At 59.1% G+C, this 21355-nt stretch carries 17 protein-coding genes; 9 read left to right on the forward strand and 8 right to left on the reverse strand.

Features of this window, described 5'->3' with window-relative positions:
• The 5 genes from LRP59_RS01550 to alr all read left to right on the forward strand — a co-directional run bounded on the left by LRP59_RS01550 (window position 1) and on the right by alr (window position 7262).
• Window positions 1-1431: a glutamate mutase L gene (locus tag LRP59_RS01550; protein WP_002512630.1), complete on the forward strand. Its 1431-nt coding sequence runs from the start codon at window positions 1-3 to the stop codon at window positions 1429-1431.
• Window positions 1428-2516, forward strand: a complete 1089-nt coding sequence (locus LRP59_RS01555) for an alanine/ornithine racemase family PLP-dependent enzyme (RefSeq protein ID WP_002512631.1) — start codon at window positions 1428-1430, stop codon at window positions 2514-2516. Before LRP59_RS01550 ends, LRP59_RS01555 begins: the two co-directional genes overlap by 4 nt.
• A 98-nt stretch (window positions 2517-2614) precedes the next feature.
• Window positions 2615-4030 carry an amino acid permease gene (locus LRP59_RS01560; RefSeq protein WP_002533175.1) on the forward strand — a complete coding sequence of 472 codons (1416 nt, stop codon included), beginning with the start codon at window positions 2615-2617 and terminating at the stop codon, window positions 4028-4030.
• A 411-nt stretch (window positions 4031-4441) separates the two neighbouring features.
• Window positions 4442-5908, forward strand: a complete 1467-nt coding sequence (locus LRP59_RS01565) for an amino acid permease (protein ID WP_002512633.1) — start codon at window positions 4442-4444, stop codon at window positions 5906-5908.
• Window positions 5909-6134: 226 nt separating this feature from the next.
• Complete coding sequence (gene alr / locus LRP59_RS01570) at window positions 6135-7262, forward strand: alanine racemase (RefSeq protein ID WP_002512634.1); 1128 nt, start codon at window positions 6135-6137, stop codon at window positions 7260-7262.
• Window positions 7263-7471: 209 nt separating this feature from the next.
• On the opposite strand, the gene LRP59_RS01575 is transcribed toward alr, so the two are convergent.
• From LRP59_RS01575 to LRP59_RS01585, 3 genes are all read right to left on the reverse strand, one after another.
• Window positions 7472-8896 (reverse strand): phosphoglucomutase/phosphomannomutase family protein, encoded by a 1425-nt coding sequence (locus tag LRP59_RS01575; protein ID WP_002512635.1) that lies wholly within the window; start codon window positions 8894-8896, stop codon window positions 7472-7474.
• A 115-nt stretch (window positions 8897-9011) separates the two neighbouring features.
• On the reverse strand, window positions 9012-10202 hold the full coding sequence (locus LRP59_RS01580) for a galactokinase family protein (RefSeq protein WP_002512636.1): 1191 nt from the start codon (window positions 10200-10202) through the stop codon (window positions 9012-9014).
• Entirely contained in the window at window positions 10199-11035 is an 837-nt protein-coding gene (locus tag LRP59_RS01585) for a nucleotidyltransferase family protein (protein ID WP_002520856.1), read from the reverse strand. Before LRP59_RS01585 ends, LRP59_RS01580 begins: the two co-directional genes overlap by 4 nt.
• Before the next feature lie 125 nt (window positions 11036-11160).
• Between LRP59_RS01585 and LRP59_RS01590 the strand changes: the two genes are divergently transcribed.
• Window positions 11161-11988, forward strand: coding sequence for a hypothetical protein (locus LRP59_RS01590; RefSeq protein ID WP_002512638.1), 828 nt, complete (start codon window positions 11161-11163; stop codon window positions 11986-11988).
• A 214-nt stretch (window positions 11989-12202) separates the two neighbouring features.
• On the opposite strand, the gene LRP59_RS01595 is transcribed toward LRP59_RS01590, so the two are convergent.
• Window positions 12203-13084, reverse strand: coding sequence for an endonuclease domain-containing protein (locus LRP59_RS01595; protein WP_002512639.1), 882 nt, complete (start codon window positions 13082-13084; stop codon window positions 12203-12205).
• A gap of 249 nt (window positions 13085-13333) precedes the next feature.
• On the opposite strand from LRP59_RS01595, the gene fumC reads away from it, so the two are divergent.
• The gene (gene fumC, locus LRP59_RS01600; RefSeq protein WP_002512640.1) at window positions 13334-14740 is read left to right on the forward strand and encodes a class II fumarate hydratase; all 1407 of its coding nucleotides are present in this window, start codon (window positions 13334-13336) and stop codon (window positions 14738-14740) included.
• Window positions 14741-14960: 220 nt separating this feature from the next.
• Here the strand turns inward: fumC and LRP59_RS01605 are convergent, their stop codons facing one another.
• The 3 genes from LRP59_RS01605 to LRP59_RS01615 form a co-directional block, all read right to left on the reverse strand.
• Entirely contained in the window at window positions 14961-15872 is a 912-nt protein-coding gene (locus tag LRP59_RS01605) for a carbohydrate ABC transporter permease (protein WP_002512641.1), read from the reverse strand.
• Window position 15873: 1 nt separating this feature from the next.
• Complete coding sequence (locus LRP59_RS01610; RefSeq protein ID WP_002520859.1) at window positions 15874-16767, reverse strand: carbohydrate ABC transporter permease; 894 nt, start codon at window positions 16765-16767, stop codon at window positions 15874-15876.
• Window positions 16768-17004: 237 nt separating this feature from the next.
• Entirely contained in the window at window positions 17005-18315 is a 1311-nt protein-coding gene (locus LRP59_RS01615) for an ABC transporter substrate-binding protein (protein ID WP_002520861.1), read from the reverse strand.
• Between the two features lie 246 nt (window positions 18316-18561).
• Between LRP59_RS01615 and LRP59_RS01620 the strand changes: the two genes are divergently transcribed.
• On the forward strand, window positions 18562-19542 hold the full coding sequence (locus LRP59_RS01620) for a LacI family DNA-binding transcriptional regulator (protein ID WP_002520862.1): 981 nt from the start codon (window positions 18562-18564) through the stop codon (window positions 19540-19542).
• A gap of 8 nt (window positions 19543-19550) precedes the next feature.
• Here the strand turns inward: LRP59_RS01620 and LRP59_RS01625 are convergent, their stop codons facing one another.
• Window positions 19551-20243, reverse strand: a complete 693-nt coding sequence (locus LRP59_RS01625; protein ID WP_002512645.1) for a suppressor of fused domain protein — start codon at window positions 20241-20243, stop codon at window positions 19551-19553.
• Window positions 20244-20368: 125 nt separating this feature from the next.
• Between LRP59_RS01625 and LRP59_RS01630 the strand changes: the two genes are divergently transcribed.
• A complete protein-coding gene (locus tag LRP59_RS01630; protein WP_002512646.1) occupies window positions 20369-21226 on the forward strand; it encodes a mechanosensitive ion channel family protein in 858 nt (285 codons plus the stop codon).
• Window positions 21227-21355: the final 129 nt, after the last annotated feature.

The raw sequence follows: 21355 nt of genomic DNA on the forward strand, positions 1-21355 counted from the left end.
ATGACCGTGCTCACGACTCTGGAGATCGGCTCCACCATCACCAAAGCCAACGCCTTCCGCATGGAGTCCGGGCTACTGCACCACATCGGGCAGGGATTCGCCCCCACCTCGGTGGCCGCCGGCGACGTGCGTATCGGCGCGGATGCCGCGATCGCCCAGATGCGTGAGCAATGCGCCTCACCTCCGGCCGCCGGGGAGATCTTCGTGAACTCCTCGGCGGCCGGTGGACTGCGTATGAGCGTCCATGGCCTCACTCGGTCCATGACGGCCAGGGCTGCCCGCGAAGCGGCTCTAGGCGCCGGGGCCATTGTCACTATGACCACCGTCGGGGCAATGGACGAGTTCGACCTGGAAGATCTCCATGAGAACCGCCCCAACATCATCCTGCTGGCCGGTGGAGTCGATGACGGAGAGAAACGCATCGTTGTCGAGAACGCGGAAGTCATTGCGTCCGCCCAGCTTGGGGTGCCAGTGGTCTATGCCGGAAATTCCCGAGCGAGGCGGCGGGTCGAGCACATTTTTGCCGATGCCGGCCAGCCGCTGACATGCGTTGACAATGTCTTCCCTGACGTCGACGTGTTGCGTGTCGAACCGGTGCGCGCTGTCATTCATGACGTCTTCAACGATCACATCACCGCTGCCCCAGGCATGTACGGCCTAGCCGAGCTGACCAACCACGAGATCCTGCCAACCCCAGGAGCCGTACTGCTCGCCACTGAGTTGTTCGCCGATGCTGTGGGCGATGCGGTGGTGGTCGACGTTGGCGGTGCCACAACTGACGTTCACAGCGTCACCGACGGGTCCTCGGAGTGGTCGGCTCGGGTGATCGACCCCGAACCACGTACCAAGAGAACCGTCGAGGGAGACCTCGGCGTCTTCGTTAACGCACGTCGCGTTGCGGCGATGACTGACGAAGGGGAGGACGAGGAGCGTCTGGAGTGGCTGCGCGCCATTCCCAGCGACGAGCGGGAAGCCGAGGTAACTCGGTGGCTTGCCCGGGAGGCTGTCGAGACCGGGGTGGGCCGTCACGCCGGGACGGTGACCGAGATCTTCACCCCGACCGGCAAGACCCAGGTGGTGCGTGGCAAAGACCTCAGCGCGGTCCGCTGGGTGGTGGGAACCGGTGGGGCCCTGACTCGAGTGCCGGGCGGTGCGGATATTCTCCGCCGAATCTGTACCGGAGCTGGCGCCCAACTGTTGCCCAGCCCTGAAGCCACCATCGTAATCGACCGCGACTATCGATTCTCCGCCCTCGGGACGGTAGCCCAGTGCTATCCCGACGAGGTCCGTCCTACCTTCGCGGCCTGGATCGAATCCCTCACTGGCAACACAAAACTGCCCAGCGACGAGGGGGTAGGTGTCAATGATGACGCTGCCCCACCCGACGTGACAAAAAACGACACCCCACACGGGTTGGAAAGCACATCATGAACCGCTCCACTCCCCGGTTGGAGATTTTCGCCGACCGTATCCGCGACAACGCGCGAGCAATCGTCACTCAATGCGCCAAACACGGCGTTCAGGTCGCAGCAGTCACCAAGGTGTTACATGCCCACCCAGTGCTCCTCCAGGCTCTGGAGGACACCGGCGTCACGATGCTTGCTGATTCTCGACTTCAAAACCTGCGTCAGATCGCCGAATGTGGCACCTCGCTGCCAACCATGCTGTTGCGAGCCCCCGGGCGTCACGACATTGACGACACTGTTCAGCTCGCCGACATTTCTCTCAACTCCTCCCTCACGACGATGACCGCCTTATCGGAGGCTGCTGTCCGGGCCGGAACCCACCACGGAGTCATCGTCATGGTCGATGTCAGTGATCTGCGTGAGGGAGTGTGGCCCGACCATCTCGTCGATGTTGTCTCCTCGGCAGCCGCCCTGCCCGGCATCGACGTTAAGGGGGTCGGTACCAACCTGGCCTGCTACGGCGGAGTCCAACCGAGCATCGAAAATATGACTCGCCTAGTCCAGCTACGCGATATGGCGCGCGCGGCCACCGGCCTTGAGTTGGGTCTTATCTCAGGCGGGAACTCGGCAAATCTTCCGCTCATGATGAGTGGTGCCATGCCGTCCGAAATCAACAATCTGCGCATTGGTGAAGCCATCATTCTGGGGCGCAACACCTTGGATCGGTCACCATGGCCGCAAACTCGTCAAGACACCGTCGAGGTCGTCGCCGAGATCATCGAGCTCGAGCGCAAGCCGTCGATTCCGCTGGGACGCACCGGTGAGGACGCATTCGGTCAACATGTCACCTTCACTGATCGCGGTATTCGACTGCGTGCCATCTGTAATCTCGGGCGTCAGGACGTCAATCCGTCCGATCTGGCGCCCGTCGACCCCGGCCACATCGTGCTGGGAGCCAGTTCGGATCACCTCATCGTTGATATGACTGATTCTTCCGAATCCGTCGAGATCGGCACCGAAGTGAGGTTCTGGCCTACCTATGCCGGTTTACTCGCCACCGCCACCTCCTCTGCTGTGTGGAAGGCAGCGGCCACTCCCCATCGCCTATGAGGCGACCGTCACCACCTTCACCGAACAAAGGAGTTCCTGTGAGTGCACGAGAAACGCAGTCCGTCGACGCACCGCGCCGCAGCGCCTTGGCCAGACCCGTGAAGAAACCGCCAGCCACTCTCGACCTGGAAAGCCCCACAGAGGAGCGCGAGCTACAACGCGGGCTGACCAACCGTCACCTACAGCTCATTGCTTTGGGCGGTGCCATCGGCACCGGAATGTTCATGGGATCCAGCAGCACCATCCACCTTGCTGGCCCGTCTAGTGCTCTCATCTACGCTCTCATTGGGTTTTTCCTCTACTTCATGATGCGAGCCCTCGGTGAGATGCTGCTGTCCAATCTCAACTACAAGTCTTTCCGAGATATCGCTGAGGATCTACTTGGCCCAGCTGGTGGTTTTATCGCCGGCTGGACGTATTGGTTCTCGTGGATCGTGGCCGCCATGGGCGACATGGCCGCTATTACCGCCTACTTCCAATATTGGTGGCCAAATATCCCGAAGTGGCTACCCGCAACCGCCCTGGCCGCTGCCCTCCTCGCCCTCAACATCATTGCCGTGCAGTTTTTTGGTGAAGCCGAATTCTGGTTCGCCCTCATCAAGCTCATCGCAGTCGGCGCACTGGTCATTGTCGCCATCGCGCTGTTGGCAAGCCGTTTCGTCTCCCCTGACGGTGACCCCGCTACTATCGCCAACCTGTGGAATGATGGCGGTTTCTTCCCCAACGGCCTGATGGGCTTCCTTGGTGGCTTCCAAATCGCGTTCTTCGCCTTCGTTGGTATCGAACTCGTTGGTACTGCTGCCGCTGAAACTAAGGATCCTTGCACCACTCTCCCAAAGGCGATCAATGCCATCCCGGTGCGGCTTGCCCTGTTCTACGTGTTCGCCCTGCTTGCTATTACCGCTGTCATTCCGTGGCGCAAAGTCGTGCCCGGGGTGAGCCCCTTCGTGTCGCTGTTCGGCTTGGCGGGATTCGGCGCGGCCGCCAGTGTGATGAACTTCGTCCTGCTTACCGCTGCGGCGTCCTCGGATAACTCTGGTCTGTATTCGACCTCACGAATGATGTATGGCTTAGCTCTCGACGGTCAGGCTCCCTCGCGGTTCCGAAAACTGTCGAGTAACAACGTGCCGCGCAACGCACTTGTCGCTTCGTGCCTGCTGCTGCTAAACGGCATCACTTCCCTCTACACCTCGGATTCGATCATGCAGGCCTTCGCCCTGGTGACGACAGTTGCCGCCCTGCTGTTCCTTTTCACCTGGTCACTCATCGTTGTGTGCTACATCGTGTACCGCCGCAAACGCCCACAGCTCCACGAAGAGTCCATCTACAAGATGCCTGGTGGCGTCCCCATGTGCTGGGTTGTGCTGGCCTTCTTCACCATCAGCCTGGTCATTCTTACCTTGGACCCAACCACTCGGATCGCAGTGCTCATCACCCCGATCTGGTTCGCGTTCATCGGATCGATGTACTTCGTGCACCACCGCCACGAACAGCGTAAAGAGGCGCTGCGCTAATTTTACCGTCACCCCCGGCGTCGCAGACACGCCACATGCTCGCCGGGCCGGGGCTCGGGGATTTTCACGTGAACCGAGGTGACGCGGTTGACTGCGCACTGCAACATGCTGGCTCGACCACCTCAGCGCCCCGTTACACATCGGTCAACACCTGCGCGAAAATTTCATGGACATGTTCGCACAGACAGCCGTGAATCCTCCTTAGATTACCATTATCCTGCCCCGACCATATATCAAATCCGTCGCACGTAAACCCACCGGTGTTACACTGCAATAAATCGCGTCGCGGCAAGTTGAGTCATCGTCGATTCAGCCTCATCGCGCGCCCCCGATCTTGGTGATCGTTTTTAGGAGGCGATTGATACGACTGGTTTTAACCGGATTCCAGACGGGGAGCGGCACCCGCACGCATTGGCGTCAAACGAGCACCACGGTTTAACCGCACAGGAAGCTGGATCGTCGCCATCCAGCCACCACCCACAGGCCCATCTGCATCGCAACCTGAACAACCGCCACATCCAGCTCATCGCCATCGGCGGGGCTATCGGAACCGGACTGTTCCTAGGCTCTGGCAAAGCCATCCGCGCCGCCGGCCCCAGCATCATCGTGTCGTACCTCATCATCGGCACCATGCTCTACTTCGTCGTCAGGGCTATGGGCGAGTTGCTCATGTACAACCTCGACTACAAGAGTTTCCAAGACTTCGCAGCTGACCTGGTCGGCCCCTGGGCTGGATTCTTTCTAGGGTGGACGTATTGGCTTTGTTGGATCGTCACCGGTATGGCCGAGCTCATTGGAATTACAACCTATTGGGACTTCTGGGTTAAGAATAGAGGGACTGCAGCTCTGCTCGCAGCCGCCACATTGTTTCTCCTACTCTGTTTAAATCTGCTCACCGTAAGGATGTTTGGAGAGTTAGAATTCTGGTTTGCGCTCATCAAGATCATCGCGATTATTTCCCTCATCGTCCTCGCCATCGTGCTGGCGGTCATGAAGTTACAGTTTCCGTCGGGAAGCATGGCATCCGTAGCCAACCTGTGGAACCGTGGCGGTTTCATGCCCAACGACTGGAGTGGGTTCTTCGCTGGTTTTCAGATGGCAGCATTCGCGTTTGTGGGAATCGAGCTCATCGGGACTACCGCCGCCGAGACACGGAATCCCGAGAAGACCCTGCCTCGGGCTATCAGCGCCGTCCCCGCTCGAATCCTCATCTTTTATGTCGGTGCCCTGCTCGCAATCATGACTGTCGTTCCGTGGGACGAGGTCCGGGCAGATTCCTCCCCGTTCGTGCAGGTTCTCGGGCTAGTTGGATTCGCTGGTGCAGCTAGCGTGATGAATTTCGTCGTCCTGACATCGGCAGCCTCGTCGTCTAACTCTGGGATTTACTCCATCTCAAGAATGCTTTTCGGACTCGCTCACAAGCGCATGGCGCCGAAGGTTTTCGGCCGACTCAGTAAGAACGGCGTCCCCCGCTGGGGCCTCGTCATCACTGTCCTGGTCCTGAGCACGGCACTGCTCCTAGCCTCATCAGAGTCGTTTGTCGAGGCATTCACCCTCGTGACGACAATTTCGTCGGTACTATTCATCTTCGTCTGGAGCATGATCGTCATCAGCTACATGAAATACCGCAGGGTTGCTCCCGCAGCCCATGCTGCATCGAAGTACCCCATGCCTGGAGGTCGCGGCATGTGCTGGGCCGTGTTGGTGTTCTTCGTGTTCATCCTCGTGTTGCTGGCCCAGGAAGCCGACACTGCGCGAGCTCTGGCCCTCACACCAATATGGTTTGTCATCCTCGGCGTCGGCTGGTTCTTCGACCGCCACCACGCCACCCATGACGACGTAGGCACCGACGAGGCCCATCCGAAGGGAGATAGCTAAGTGACGATAATCGTCAGGCACGGTCCCACCTGAACGCCGTGCCTGCGCCGCAGTTCTCTACTACCGACCCTCAATCCTCAGGTTTTACTTTTCTATCCCCTACTCGCCGCTTCTCAGCCAATGTCCCCAGCCTTTCTCCGAAGCGTCCCGGCCCTGCTCAACCCGGCCCGGCACCGGACCAACCCGGCGCTTCGCTATTTCTGACAGTTCACAGGAGTTATGACACATGCCACGTTGTCCATCGCCTTCTCACGCCATTATTGATCTATCTGCCATCGCTGCAAACCTCGCCGTCGTGAGGAAACGCGCAGGCGACCGAAAGGTCCTCTTTGCCGTCAAGGCCGACGCCTATGGACATGGGGCAGTCGAAGTCTCGCGTTATGTCGAAAAACACCGGTATGCCGACTGGCTCGCCGTCGCCACGGTCGCTGAAGGCCAAGAGCTGGTTGAAGCCGGCATCACCCTGCCCATACTCAAACTCTCCCCCGCCGATCCTTGGGACATGGATGCAGCCATTACGTCCGGGATTCGTCTCACCGTGGTGGATTTCGACACCCTGGAGGCGGTAAGCAAAGCCGCTGTACGACTAGGAGTCACTGCCAAGATTCATATCGCTGTTGATAGCGGCATGGGACGCATCGGGCTGTGTCCTGAACGCCTTGCTGAACTCACTGCTGCCGCTGACCGCGCCAAAGGCGTCGAAGTCGAAGGCGTCTTCACTCACCTGCCCATCAGCGATGTGCCGGAGGGGGCGGAGTTCACCCGCCGCGAGATCGACACTTTCATGACTGCTGTCTCGCTGGTAGAAACACATCGTGGGCCGTTCCCCCTTGTGCACCTGGCCAATTCCGGCGCCATCCTCGGGCACGATCTGGGGAAAACCTCCATGGTGCGCGCCGGCATCGTTGGGTACGGATACGATCCCAACCCTCACGCCGACCGTGCCGACCTACACCCTGCCCTGTCCTGGATCAGCCACGTCACCTTCGTTAAAACTGTCAGTGTGGGTGATACCATCGGCTACGGCAGAACATGGACCGCCAGCGAAACGACAAAAATCGCCACCGTCCCAGTCGGTTACGCCGACGGACTGTCCCGAGGGCTGTCAAATAAAGGATACGTCCTCATTAGAGGGTCCGTTCATCCCATCGTCGGTCGGATCTGCATGGACCAATTCATGGTTGATCTTGGCCCCGATTCGAACGTCACAGTGGGAGATGAGGTGGTACTCATTGGAACCCAGGGGGACGAAACTCTGACCGCTGATGACATGGCCGAACTCCTCGGAACCATTAGCTACGAGATCACTTGCGCCATTTCCAAACGCGTGAATCGGTGCTGGGTCGGGCAGTGACGAGCCCAAGCTCGTCATCGTGCAATGGCTGGAGGAGAGTATTGCCCAACCACTACGCGCCGCCGTATGCCTCGTATTACTAAAATCCCCGATTCGGTTGGGAACCGACCACGTGAGGGCCGGGACCATGCTCCGATCGGGAGAAATCGTCACCAGGTTGCTGCTCTCCCCAACCGGACAGGACGTGTGAGGAGAGCAGCGCTGGTTACTCACTCGAAGTGGTAGTGCTTCACGACCTTGTCGATGCATTCGCGAGCCATCTGCGCGACAGGCATCTCGCAAAAAACCCGCAGGAGAGGCTCCGTGCCAGAAAACCGAACAATGATCCACCCACCGTTAGCGAAATAGACCTTCACCCCGTCCATGTCGCTGATGTGATCGACCTCTAGGCCGAAGTCGGGCAGGTCCTTGTCCTGGTAGATACGCCTCTTGAGGTACTCCTTGTCCTCAGGGGCGAAGGAGAAGTCGTCCTCCACCATCTCTAGACGACCGTAACGCTCCTCGATGTCGGCGTAGATCTGCGAAAGCTTCTTATCCCGCTTGGCGATCATTTCCACCAGCAGGGTACCGGCATAGACACCATCCTTACCTGCAATATGCCCCTGGACGGTCAAACCACCGGAGGACTCACCACCGATGACGGCGTTGGTCTCGGCCATCTTGGACGACACCCACTTAAATCCGACCGGTACCTCGTAACAGGTCTGCCCGTGGGCCTCGGCGACACGGTCAAGCAGGTGGGTCGTCGCGAGGTTACGCACGCAGGGCCCCTGCCATCCCTTGTCCTCCAGAAGGTAGGTGTACAGCAACACGAGGATCTGGTTGGGATGCAAGAAATGCCCCTGGTCATCAATGATACCGAGGCGGTCTGCGTCACCATCAGTGGCAATGCCGATATCGGCTCCACGCTCGACAACCTCCTGGGCCAGAGTCTGGAGGGTTCGCGAATTCGGAGAAGGAAGGCGCCCACCAAAGAGGGTGTCGCGACGTTCGTGAATAGTATCGACGTCGCACCGGGCCGTCATAAGGATGGTCTGGAGGCAGGTGCGGGAAACGCCAAACATGGGGTCGAGGACGACCTTGAGGTGAGCGTGACGGATGGCCTCCAGATCGACGTGATCAAGGATCGCGTCGATGTACCAGTTCATTGATGTCTGCACCTCAATTACACCGTCACGAAGGGCATCAGTGCGGTGCATGCGCCTAATGTCCTTTGGGCTGATGGAATTGGCGCGGTGCTGAATGGGTTCGGTGATCTCGACCTTGGCATCACGGCCACCCTCCGTGAACACCTTGAGACCGTTATAAGTGGCAGGGTTGTGGGAGGCGGTCACCGCCATACCGTAGGCACAGCCGATGTCCCGAACGGTCCACATGATCATCGGGGTCGGAGCAGGCCGGTCGATGATTCTCACGACGATGTCGTTACCGGCGAGTACCTCCGCTGCCCACCAAGCGAATTCTGGGGAAAGGAAGCGCTGGTCGTATCCGATGACGACAGGGCGATGTTCCTGATTTTCGTCGTGTATACGGTCGGCAAGCGCCTGAGCGACCCGCTCAACATTTAAGCGAGTAAACGTGTCTGCGATGATGGCTCGCCAGCCGCCGGTGCCAAATTCTATTTCGTCCGCCATGGCTCACAGGTTAGGTCGAAAAAGCCTTCATGGTTCGTAAAACCCAGCCCCATGGCAACTGCGCTCATCGCTCCTGCGCGATAGCAGGAATACGATGAGCGGGCTGCCGAACGAATCAGTCCAGGCGCCGGGCGGAGGGCCCCGGACGTGTGACCACGGTAACGGCCTCTCCAGCCTCCTCCGGGTACTCGTCGCGGTACTTACCGAGCCACATACTAGCGAACTCCGGAGCCTCGGCATTAGGCACGAGAGCCCACACCGAGCCACCGAACCCTGCCCCGAACGAGGTGGCCCCAGTCGCTCCAAGTTCGCGAGCGATGCGCGCGAGAGCCGATGTCTGTGGCACTTGATTGCCAAGAAGATCCTCGGCCGCACGCTGCGACTCGTCAGCCATTCGACCGAATCTTTCGAGGTCGCCACACGCCAGTGCTTTCGACGCTTCTGGAATGATGCTTTCAGACTCGGTAAGGAAGTGATCGAGGCGCCGAGTGAGATCGGCGCGATCGCTCACCACCTCGTGCAACTTCTCAGCATTAGGGTCGGTCACTAGGGCATCCCCGAGGACAGCGTCCTCACGACCTGTGGTCGAATTCCACCGTTCGATGATCTCGCGCGTCGCCAACGATGCCGCGTTGTAAAGGTCACGAGCAGCTCCAGTCTTCTCGGCCGCAACCCCAGAAACGATGACGACAAAGGACATGTCTTCAGGGAATGGGACCCGTTGCTGCAATCGAATCGGGCAGAAGCGAAATTGACCGAGCTGCCCGTCCTTACTGCACACCATTGCGGTGTGGTCCTCTGAACCGCCAAAAGTGCCCACACCTGCGGCCCCTACCAGGTTCTTGAAAGTCATACCGTTCTCATGACAGGCCAGATACCCGGCGAGATCGGCATCGTCGGTGATGTTGTCCTGCCAGGTGCGGGTATCAGGCAGCCCATTGAAATCAGCCAGGCCCAACACGATCGCGCTGATGAGGGCAGAGGAGGAACTCATCCCACTGGCTAACGGCAGGTCGGAAGTGAGCCGAATCCTGGCGGGGGCCAAATCACCAAAATTTGCCGCCAAACGGTCAACAACGGCTTGTGCGTACCTACCCCAGTGACCAGCCGGCAATTTTGGATCATGACCCGCGGCTAAGGACAGCTCACCGGGAGCGGCGTCCGTCGACACCGCTATCCCACTGTCACCCGGCTCGATTGAAATCGTCACCCCGCGATCCACGGCAGCCACCAGCGTGGACCCGCCAGCGTAGTCAGTGTGCTTGCCGAGGACCTCTATCCGTCCCGGAACGAACCAGCGTGTCACAGTTTCACCTCACGGCTGCTGAGAGCCTCCACTACAGACGTAATGTCGCCGCGGTTCGACATGTCGAGAACTCCCGACTCGACCGGAACGACATCAAAATGCTCGCCATGCTCTACCATCCAGCGCACTGCATCGACAATCTCGTACTCCCCGCGCTCCGACTTGTCGATCGAGCGGCACGCCTCGAAGATTCTCGGGGTAAGAAGGAAACAGTTCATCGACACCAGCGCAGTCTCTCCGGCAGCATCAACGATGTGGGGGTCCGGCTTCTCGATGATATCCGTAAGTTGACCTGAATCATCAGAATCCAGCAGGGCGAAGGCACGAATGCGCTCAGGATCGATGTTGGACTGCGCGATCATGGCGCGCTTCGTGAAACCTAGGGTTCCTGAGGCGGGAACCTCGCGAAGCCTGGCGACCGCGTCCTCCGGGTAAAAATTATCAGAGTTCACAACCAGCACACGGTCATCACCGGCAAATTCCTCGGCGGCTGCGACGGCGTCCGCAGTACCCAGAGGATGCTCCTGGACCGCATAGACAATCGACAACCGCGATTTTTCGCATGAGTCGTAGTAGTCCCGGATTACGTTGTGTTCAGGGCCGATCACCAGACAAAATTCGTCAAAGCCAGCGTCGGCTAGCGCTGAGATGACGTAGTCGAGAAATGGACGATCATCAAGACTGATCATTGCCTTGACGCCGGCTGAAGCAGCAGCTGCTTGGTCTGCCGTAAGGGAGACTCCCTCGACAGATTTGCGCATCCGCGTTCCCAAACCACGCGCCATGATGACGACCTTGTGAGGAGCCGTTTGTGCCACGGGATCGTGTGTCATGTGGGTAATCCTAGGAATCAGTTCGAGTCCGCGCGCGGGTAGGGCAACATCCGGTCACTTAAGATGATCCTTTTCCATTTCTACCCGTCCGTCAGGGCGACGCATCAATCACATATCCTAGCGACATGGTCACCGGTAGTAACGGCACCTCAGGCAAGAAATCGCAAGCTAGCACGCACACCTGGGCAATCCTCTTCTTCTTCGCCCTCATCGTCGTTATACGGCATAGCGCCTTGGGTGCGCTCCTCAGCTTGGTGCTGGTCATGACGATCATCATGTGGGTCGTTCAAAGGCAGAAGGCCCAGGCCAAACGAGTCAAAAACGGCGAGCACCACGAGTCCACCTCGGACAAGCAAAACCTGGGGAACCTGAACGCCAACCCCACAGACGACAAGAAGGTCATTGAACGTAGACCTCGATCATCAGCAAACAGGGCCGACAGCTTCTCCGCCTCTCCGGACAAGGGCCTGTTCGGTGGCTCCTTCGCTGCTCTGACCGATGCGTTGCCCAGCAACGTTGATGAGCCCGGTAAGCACATTGAACCCGCGCAACCTCAGCAACATCACCCATCCCCGGAACTAGGGTCTTCGCAGCATCATGCTTATGCACCGCGCCCCTCCCATCAGCCTCCGGATTCCGTGAGTTTTCACGACCCCGAATCCCTCCGGCCTGAGATCTCTCGGCCTGAAATCGAGCCGGCGACCAAGCCTGCCTCCCGTGTTCCGGCACCCGCCCCACCGATAAAAACCACAGCCCCGGCTCCTGTTGTCACTCAGAAAGCCGCCTCAACCGCTGCCCCGGCAAAAATCGTCCGCGGCAGCCGATTCGACGACAACCGAGGCGGATCGGCAGCTATTTCCATGACCCGTGAATCAGCTACGACAAGCCTGCACGAGGTCCCCGAATACAACGGTTCGTGCCTATCCACGTCTTCCCTCTTCGCGCAACAATGACTGAATTAGCACGGCGGTAATCGGAGAACCCACTCATTCGCGGTCCCGTCGAGAAGAACAGCAAAATATGTCTGGCCTCCGGCGGACCGGGCATGATCCAGCCCCAAACCCCAGCGTGCTGACATTTTTCGCAATCGTGCAACGCCCGGATCCGACAAAAAGACGGACCCCAACACAAGCGGCATGCACCTGGCCACAGACCCGACTTGCCGCTTCATGCCGCTGCAACCACACCCCTATGGCGGCCCCAGAGCGCTGACCTGACGGTGTCGAGTACCAGCTCCGGATTATCCCGAATCATATTCGGCGTGACCCGAATGACGCGCAATCCAGCTCCAACCAACAGCGCGTGGCGCCTAGCCGTCGCCTCGTAATCTGCCGGCCTCCCGTGAAAGGCGTAGCTATCGACCTCGACGACCACGTTCTCCTTCTTAAACCAGAGGTCCGGGAAGATGACGTTCCCGTCAATCCACAACCTCTCGTTTGCCTTCCATCCACTGATCCGGTGGCGGCGGAACAACGCATGAATCTCCCGTTCAGCGACAGACCATGGACGGTCTAACAACTGCCGCAACACTCTTCTGACAACGCTGGATGGAGCCTTCCTTGCCACCTTAGGGCGAACTCCGCGAAGGTCTTCGGTAGCCACGTAGCCTTTCCGAAGGCATTCCGTGGCGGCCTCCCAGTCCCCACGCAACGCCAACCAAAAGCACGTGTAGGCACAGATAGTACGCACACCGTACCGGTCCTCAATGACGGGCTCGCTCCCAGCGCGATGGAACCTTAGCCATGGCCGACGCGAGCACCGGGGCATCGAATGTGGGACGATGACGTCAATCTCGGTCATCTTGAGGTCTCTCATCCCCGCCAGGTACAAAGCAGCTCTGCCAGTGAAGATCGCGCTCGGGCGCCACAACCTAACGGCTCGCATCCACGCCTCTGGGTGCCTAGCGGCCATAGCAGTCATGACGATTCTAGGCAGAGGTCTAATAACGTAGCCTTCCCGTGCTGCCCGCCGCGCCTGCCGAGCGACTCGTCCCACTGAACTGATTTTGGCCACACCACCGTTGGCCTCCAGAATGTCAACTAACTCCATATCTTCAGTTGTCGTTTGAAGCCGGGTATTTTCGTCACCCAATTCGACATCTGTGGATAACTACCGCGGAAACTATTGGAGTTGTCCACAGGTTCCTTAAGGCGCCGCCCGCATCTCGCAAGCCCAAGCTCACAGCCTCATAGACCGAATCCCTGGCCGCACCCTCCCCCTATGTGTCCGCGACCTCCCTGACCAAAAATCCCACCACCCCGCCACCTGTGACATCCCCGTGCAAAGTAGGCTTGCGACATGGCAGAGATGCGCATTGAGAAAGACAGCATGGGCGAGGTCGAAGTACCCGCCGAGCATTACTGGGGAGCCCAGACACAGCGTTCCCTCCACAACTTCGAGATCGGCCGTGACACCTTCGTTTGGGGCCGAGATATGATCCGTGCTCTCGGAACTCTCAAGAAGTCCGCGGCACTAGCCAACAAGGAACTGGGTGAGTTGCCGGGCGACGTTGCCGACCTCATCGTCCAGGCCGCCGACGAGGTCATCGCCGGAAAACTCGATGACGAGTTCCCGCTGGTGGTCTTCCAGACCGGTTCGGGCACCCAGTCCAACATGAACACCAACGAGGTCATCAGCAACCGTGCGATTGAGTTGGCCGGTGGCGAACGCGGGTCGAAGAAGCCCGTCCACCCCAACGACCACGTCAATCGTGGCCAATCCTCCAACGACACCTTCCCGACGGCCATGCATATCGCCGTCGTGTGTGCCCTCACTGAGCGCCTCTACCCCGCCGTCCAGCAGCTTCGCGACACTCTCGACGAGAAGGCCAAAAAGTACGACGACGTCGTGATGGTCGGCCGCACCCACCTGCAGGACGCAACGCCGATCCGTCTCGGCCAGGTCATTAGTGGCTGGGTCGCCCAAATCGATTTCGCCCTCGACGGCATCCGCTATGCCGATTCACGCGCCCGTGAACTAGCCATCGGCGGCACCGCCGTCGGCACCGGCCTCAACGCCCACCCTAATTTCGGCCCGACCGTCGCTAAGCACGCGACCGAGGAGACTGGCATTGAGTTCAAGCAGGCCGACAACCTTTTCGCCGCGCTAAGCGCCCACGACGCCCTAGTGCAAGTTTCGGGGTCGCTGCGTGTCCTCGCCGACGCCCTCATGAAGATTGCCAATGACGTCCGCTGGTACGCTTCCGGCCCCCGCAACGGTATCGGCGAACTCCTGATCCCCGAAAACGAGCCCGGCTCTTCGATCATGCCTGGCAAAGTCAATCCGACCCAGTGCGAGGCCATGACGATGGTCGCCACCCGCGTGTTCGGTAACGACGCGACAGTCGGCTTTGCCGGTTCTCAAGGCAACTTCCAGCTCAACGTGTTCAAGCCCGTCATGGCCCATGCCTGCCTGGAGTCGATCCGCCTTATCGCCGATTCGTGCATCAGCTTCGATAAGCATTGCGCCTACGGCATCGAGCCAAACCCCGACAAAATCAAGGAGAACCTCGACAAGAACCTCATGCAGGTCACGGCCCTCAACCGTCACATCGGTTACGACCTGGCTTCGAAGATCGCTAAGAACGCTCACCATAAGGGCATCAGCCTGCGGGAGTCCGCTCTGACGGTCGGCGGCATGAGCGAGGAGGATTTCGATAAGTGGGTCGTCCCCGCCGACATGACTCGTCCCAGCGCCGCCGAATGATTTCCATCGCCACGACGACACGTCGGGCCGGGCACTGCATTGACAGTGACCGGCCCGACGTTTTTGTGCACGGAGAGGAGGAAAACTCGGGACACGGACCGTTTCGGGGGCACGATGTTCCGTCGGAATTGCACACCGAGCACGGCCACCGAGAATGGGGAAACCCGCCCCGACAAACACCTACGTAGCGTGAGTCCATGCACACCTGACGTGTGGGACATCACCCCTTGACAGCTCCAGCAGCAAGTCCGGACTGCCAGTAACGCTGGAGGACGAGGAACAAAATCACCAACGGGACCACTCCGATGACGGAAGCGAGCATCACAGCGCCCTTGTCCGGAGCGAAATAGGCCATCATGCCGTACAGTCCCTGAGTCACCGGCTGCAAATTCTCATCAGTGATCATCATCAGCGGTAGCAAGAAATTGTTCCACGTCGCAACGAAAATGAACAGAAAGATCGTCACCATGGCCGGAGCCAGCAGACGCAGCACCATAGTGGAGAAGATCCGGAGCTCTCCCGCCCCGTCAATACGGGCGGCTTCGAGGAGCTCCGTTGGCACCGACGAATCGGCGTAGACATTGCCGAGGAACACCCCAAACGGGCTGACCATCGATGGGATGATCATTGCCCACATGGTGTTGACCAGGTGCATCTTGATAAACAGCAAGTACAACGGAACGGTAAGCAACGCCACCGGCATGAGCAGGCCAATCATGATGACGACGAGCAACACTCGGCGCCCCGGGAACCGGAATTTAGATATCGCATATCCACAGGAGACAGAGATAAGCGTCCCAACGACTCCTGACACCGTTGAGTACAGCAATGAGTTGAGCACCCACCTCGGAAACATCCCCTTGGTCCAGGCCATGAGAGAATGCCAGTTGGCGGCCCAGTTGAACTCGCCGAAGGCGAACCCAGAAGTGCTCACCAGATCGGTGTTGTTCTTGGTAGACGCGATGACCAGCCAGATGATAGGCAGCAAAAAGTAGCAAGCTACAACGGCCAAGATCACCAATGTGATTGTCCGGGCCGCCTTGGAGGGGGCAATCGATCGAGGAGGGAGACCATCCAATGAGGGGCGGTAAGGGATGCCATCCTTGGTGACGGCGGTCTTGCCGTGCGCCATGTCAGTCCGCCTTCCTCTGGACCAGGGCGTAGATCATTGCGAGCACCCCAGCGACCAAGGCCATCATGATGGACACCGCCGAGGCCGGACCGGCCCCGCTCGGGCTGATATTTCCGTTCATAGTGTTGTAAGCCATCATCATGGGCGTGTAATCACGCGGCATCCAAGTCGCGACGGTGGCCAAAACGGTCGGCTCGTTGAACAATTGCACAGTACCAATGATGGACAGTAGGACTGCCAACATAGCCGCGCCTCGAACCATTGGGATCTTAATTTTCGTCATGATCTCCCAACCGGAGGCGCCGTCGATACGTGCAGCCTCGTAGAGATCCGATGGAATCGCCTGTAGGGCAGCTAAGAAGATCAACATGTTGTAACCGGTAAAGGTCCACGTCGTCATATTGGCCATTGATGCGAGGATGACGTGAGAACTTAAGAGACTGAAGCTCAAATGTCCCGCGAAAGGGGAAATCTCGGGCACGTAGAGGTAGGTCCACATAATCGCGGCCACAAGCCCTGGGATCGCGTAGGGCAAGAAGTACGAAAGGCGCCAGAACCCGAGATGGCGCACCAAGTACGAGTCAATAACCAGAGCGAGGAACAGTGCAGCAAGGATCATGATCGGGATTTGGAAGACCCCGAATAGCATGACGCGACCGATGCCGTGCCAGAAGGCTGGATTCGTGCATACGTCCTGGAAGTTCTCTAGACCGACAAATTTCTCCACTGTCCGGCCTCCGCCATAAAGGCCGCCTCCCTCGGCAACCTGCTTGTGGAACCCAGCCCGGATGCTCTCAATGATGGGAGCAACGAACACGATGATGAAGACGATGGTGAATGGCAGTGCGAATAACCAGCCAGTTAGCGCCTCGTGTCTGGCCTTGCGACTAGCCATCGTGGATGAGGACATGCCGTCTCCTGTGAAGAATTGTCACGGTGCGGATCTTCCCGCACCGTTCGGCGACCTTGGCGATCGCCGCGGACTGCGTCAATGACAGATCAAAACTGTCAGTCGAGGTGGGCTTTGGGGCCTCCTGAGCCATAGGAGACCCCAAATCGGCAAAAATGATCGGTCCGGACTGCGCACGCCGCTACCCTCGCCCAACCCGGAGCCGACCACCTTGCGTGAAAATCACCCGTTCACGGGGAGTCCAGCGTCCTTAAGCGCCTGGACCGAGGTGTCTTGCGCAGTCTGGAAGATGTCACCGACCTTAGCCTTGCCGGCAGCGGCACCAGCACCTTTCTCGTTCATCTTCGTGCCCACGACAGTGAAGCCAGGGATATACCCGAACTTCGGGGCGAGCCTCTCATTTGCCTTAGCAAGCTCGGCCATGACGTCTTGGCCACCAAACTGCTTCTTCATCTTCTCAGGAGTAGTCACCTGCCCCTTAGCGGCGGGGACCAAACCTTGGGTAGCGAGGTCGTTGACTTGAGTGTTGAACCAGTCGTTGAACTGCATCGCCTGAGCGGGGTACTTGCAGCCCTTGACGACGGCGACACCGGAGCCGCCGTCAGGTCCAGTCATGTCTGATCCGCCGAAAGATGGCAGCTGGACGATGCGCCACTGACCGTTGTAGCTGGTCTTATCGAGGGCGTCCAGCATGAAGCCAGTCTCCCAAGCAGCAACGATATTGCCGATGAGTTTCCCGCTGACAAGGTCTTTCGTGTACGCGTCGCTCCAACGGGCGTCAGTGACAGCGCTCTTGTCGTCGAGGGCTTTCTGCCAGAAATCGGCAACAACTTTGCTCTTGTCGCCGTTGGTATCAACCTTCCACTTATCGCCTTCGGCGGAGTACCACACAGCGCCCGCAGCAGCAGCCTGAGCGGATAGCCAATTCTGGGCTTCATCGGGCTCAAATCCGAGGATGTACTTGCCCTTAGCAGCAGCCTTCTTGGCGGAGGAAAGCAACTCAGAAGAGGTCTTCGGAACCCCAATGCCAAGCTTCTTAAACTCGGCCTCATTGTAGACGTACACCAGTGGGCCAGTGTCTTGGGGCAGACCAACGACCTTGCCGCCAACAGACATCTGCCCGCAGGCACCCGAGAAATGGCCTTTATATTTCTCAGCCTCGTTGGTGACGTCCTGCACCAAGCCCTTGACGTACATGTCTGGGACCTCGGAATATCCCGACTGGACCAGACAGGGGGCAGTCCCAGCCTTTACGTCAGCCTCCAGCTTGGGCATGAGCTCATTGGCCTTGCCCGGGAATTTCGTGGCTTCAACCTTGATGTCAGGATGCTCCGAGTTCCACTTTTTGACGATATCAGCGACCTTCGTCATCCCTTCCCCGTCGGGCAAACGGTGCAAGTACTTGATGGTGACCGGGCCGGAAGCTGCCGCGGACTGCGACGCAGCCTTACCGGACGACCAGGATCCCCCCGAGGAACTACCACAGGCGCCGAGCACGAGTGTTCCGGCGACGATCGCAGCAACAGAGGCCATCCGACGAGTACGGCGTGTGATCATGTCAACCCTCTTCCTTGAGTAAATGGGCCACGAGTGGACCCGTAGCCTGCCGACCGGCGTGTATTGGATACCGCCCTAGAATCCACCAATCGCTGTGTACACGTGTACATTACGACTCGTGGCCCACCTCCGACAAGTGGGGTCGCACAATCGAGCGTCACCGATGGTGGACCGGAATAATGAGGAGGATTGTCGATGAGTGCGGAAACAGGCCGACCCACTATGCACGAGGTAGCTCGGGTCGCCGGTGTCTCCCATGCCACAGTGTCACGGGTTCTCAACGGCCACACCAACGTTGCCCCCGCAACCGCACGAGCTGTCGCCGACGCGATCATTATCACCGGTTATGTACCCAATCGAGCAGCACGGTCGCTACGAGTCCAGTCCACCGACACTGTGGTCCTCGTAGCCCGCGAAAAAGTCGACGTTTTCTACAGTGAGCCAACTCTGTCGCCGATGGCATCGGGAGCGAATCTTCGCCTCTCTGAGCACGGGTACCAGATGCTGCTAGCCCTCGTCGATTCTTCCCGATCCGCTGAGCGGGTCGGGTCATTGATTGCCGGGGGATCTTTCGACGCGGCAATTTTGGTAGCGATGAGCAACGACGACCCGCTGATCGCGCGTCTTATGGCCACAAATACTCCCCTCGTCACCTCATCCACGCCGTTTCCGGGCTTTGACATCCCTTCAGCTGACACCGACAACGTCGGAGGTTCCCGGGCTATCACCGCGCGACTCGTAGCCACTGGTCGATCAAAATTAGTCGCTATCGGAGGGCCATCGTGGGCCCCGGTCACCCAGCTGCGTCTCGACGGGTTCCACCAAGGTGCGAAAAATGCCGCCTTAGGGCACACCACAGTCAATGAATGGACCCTCACCGCCGGCAAGCGGGCAATGAAGGAACTCCTTGAGCTTCACCCGGACCTCGACGGTGTTGTCGCGGCCTCAGATCTGCTGGCGGCGGGAGCAACCCGAGCCCTCAACGAGGTCGGTCGACGGGTCCCGCAGGACGTCGGTGTCGTCGGGTTCGACGATGCACCAATCGCGGCTCTCAACGATCCTCCGCTGTCGACGGTGCGCAGCGATGCCAGGGCAACGGGAATTGCCTTGGCCGACATGGCTATCGCGCAGATTCGCGGCCAGGAGCTCCCCCAACCCCACCTCCTACTACCCAACGAAGTAGTTTGGCGAGAGTCGGCCTGACCGGTCCGTCAGACCACCGACGGGCGTTGCAGGTCGGTGTAGTTAACGGCCTTGGCATCAAGAAGTTCGACAAAAGCGTCGAACCCGTTGGCCTCCAGCCACTGACGCTCAGCCTCGGTGATCGGTACGCCAAGTAACCAGTGGACCTTCATGTCGCCAATGTCCACCTGGTCTAGCTGGGGGGTGGTGAAGGGATGGCACCACATGAGATGCGGGGTAGTGGAATTCGGCGCGTACATCGACACAACATCGCCGAAGACGATCCCGGGAGCCATCGACCAGTGATCACGGAGCACCGCGAAGGCGCACGATCCCAGGACCTTGCCCATGACGTCAGAACCGGGAGCGCCAACCACCATAAGCTCCGCGCGAATGTCGCTGCTGGTGCCGTCAACGAGAGCGACGGCATTGGGTTCAGCGTGCAGACTCACCGTCGACCAGGTCGACCAGCCCGGCGCGGGCGCATCAGCAAAAGCCAGAACATCGATGCGCACCTCTTCGGCGGCGTCTACCATGCCATCCGCACGGGGTGTACCACCGACCGCCTCGACTACGGCCTGAGCAACCTGAGGGCCGGTTGAAGGCATCTGCGTTGGCTCGGCCAGATGCTCAGGCAGGTCTTGTGGGTCCAGCGGTCGCTCAGCCGCTAGCTCATCACCGTCAGGAAGGCGTGCTGCTGGGGAGACGTTTTCGTCGCTCATACATCGATCCTGTCACGTTGGTGGCTCGGGCGTGTCCGGGGCGGGGGTTTTCTTGCCCGACGTGGGAAGGTGGAAGTGTTACTGAGAGCACATCCACCGCCTGTACCCGACCGCGAAGGGAGACCATGCCTCCGCTGAAATCCGACGTGTGGACATGGGACACACTTATCCACATCGCCATCATCATCGCTGTAGCGATCATCGCCCGTTGGCTGCTCCGCAAGGGCGTTGATTGGACGATTCATCTCATGGTGTCGCGCTCCGAGAAACGCGAAGCGACGATGCCAGGCCGCACACGTCGCATCCTCGCAGAGGCGACCGGCGCGAGGATCGATCGACAAAATCAGCGCACCGCAACCGTTGGCGGACTTCTTTCGAATGTCGGTGTGACGATCATCATCATCGTCGCCCTACTTTCGGGATTCAGTACCATCGGCTTCAAGATCACCCCCATCCTCACCTCCGCCGGAATTGTTGGCGTGGCGCTAGCCTTTGGCGCACAGACGCTCGTCAAAGATGTCCTGGCGGGACTTTTCATCATCTTCGAGGACCAGTACGGCGTCGGTGACGCGGTGAAAATCAATGAAGTGGAGGGGCTCGTTGAAGATGTCGGCCTACGTGTGACGCGGATCCGGGATTGGAATGGCGCAGCCTGGTATCTACGCAACGGTGAGATCACCAAGGTGGGCAATGTCACTCAGGGCTGGACGACCTCGTTTACTGACATCAACGTGCACGCTCTGGAAGATCCCAACCAGGTGATCCGCGTCATCCGTAAGGTTCTCGACAACCTCGAAGTCGAATTTGAAGGAACCCTACTCGACAAGCCGCTGGTGCTGGGCGTCGGCGACATCACCGGCGACACGATGACCTTCCAGGTCATGACGAAATGCATCGCCAACCAGCATAATAATGTTCTGCGCGCCCTACGCCGCGAGTGTAAGGACGCCTTCGACGCGGCTCGGATCCGCAGGGCTTTCTGATCGACAGTCCGGCCTTCCTTTTCATCACGATCCCAAGTTTCCTCGGCCCCGGCCATCGCCAGATACCACGTGGCACACCTTTCGTGGGCAGAGAACTCGCCTCTCCCCCCAGGACGTGACAGTTTTCGA

It is taken from the genome of Cutibacterium sp. 37298, from assembly GCF_023838685.1.
Lineage (GTDB): Bacteria > Actinomycetota > Actinomycetes > Propionibacteriales > Propionibacteriaceae > Cutibacterium > Cutibacterium acnes.

Bases quoted from the DNA above. Each gene is read 5' to 3' on its own strand.
- LRP59_RS01620 (WP_002520862.1), top strand. From the start codon at position 18,562: ATGCACGAGGTAGCTCGGGTCGCCGGTGTCTCCCATGCCACAGTGTCA.
- alr (WP_002512634.1), top strand. From the start codon at position 6,135: ATGCCACGTTGTCCATCGCCTTCTCACGCCATTATTGATCTATCTGCC.
- LRP59_RS01630 (WP_002512646.1), top strand. From the start codon at position 20,369: ATGCCTCCGCTGAAATCCGACGTGTGGACATGGGACACACTTATCCAC.
- LRP59_RS01595 (WP_002512639.1), bottom strand. From the start codon at position 13,084: ATGGAGTTAGTTGACATTCTGGAGGCCAACGGTGGTGTGGCCAAAATC.
- LRP59_RS01585 (WP_002520856.1), bottom strand. From the start codon at position 11,035: ATGACACACGATCCCGTGGCACAAACGGCTCCTCACAAGGTCGTCATC.
- LRP59_RS01615 (WP_002520861.1), bottom strand. From the start codon at position 18,315: ATGGCCTCTGTTGCTGCGATCGTCGCCGGAACACTCGTGCTCGGCGCC.
- LRP59_RS01575 (WP_002512635.1), bottom strand. From the start codon at position 8,896: ATGGCGGACGAAATAGAATTTGGCACCGGCGGCTGGCGAGCCATCATC.
- fumC (WP_002512640.1), top strand. From the start codon at position 13,334: ATGGCAGAGATGCGCATTGAGAAAGACAGCATGGGCGAGGTCGAAGTA.
- LRP59_RS01610 (WP_002520859.1), bottom strand. From the start codon at position 16,767: ATGGCTAGTCGCAAGGCCAGACACGAGGCGCTAACTGGCTGGTTATTC.
- LRP59_RS01555 (WP_002512631.1), top strand. From the start codon at position 1,428: ATGAACCGCTCCACTCCCCGGTTGGAGATTTTCGCCGACCGTATCCGC.
- LRP59_RS01625 (WP_002512645.1), bottom strand. From the start codon at position 20,243: ATGAGCGACGAAAACGTCTCCCCAGCAGCACGCCTTCCTGACGGTGAT.
- LRP59_RS01550 (WP_002512630.1), top strand. From the start codon at position 1: ATGACCGTGCTCACGACTCTGGAGATCGGCTCCACCATCACCAAAGCC.
- LRP59_RS01590 (WP_002512638.1), top strand. From the start codon at position 11,161: ATGGTCACCGGTAGTAACGGCACCTCAGGCAAGAAATCGCAAGCTAGC.
- LRP59_RS01605 (WP_002512641.1), bottom strand. From the start codon at position 15,872: ATGGCGCACGGCAAGACCGCCGTCACCAAGGATGGCATCCCTTACCGC.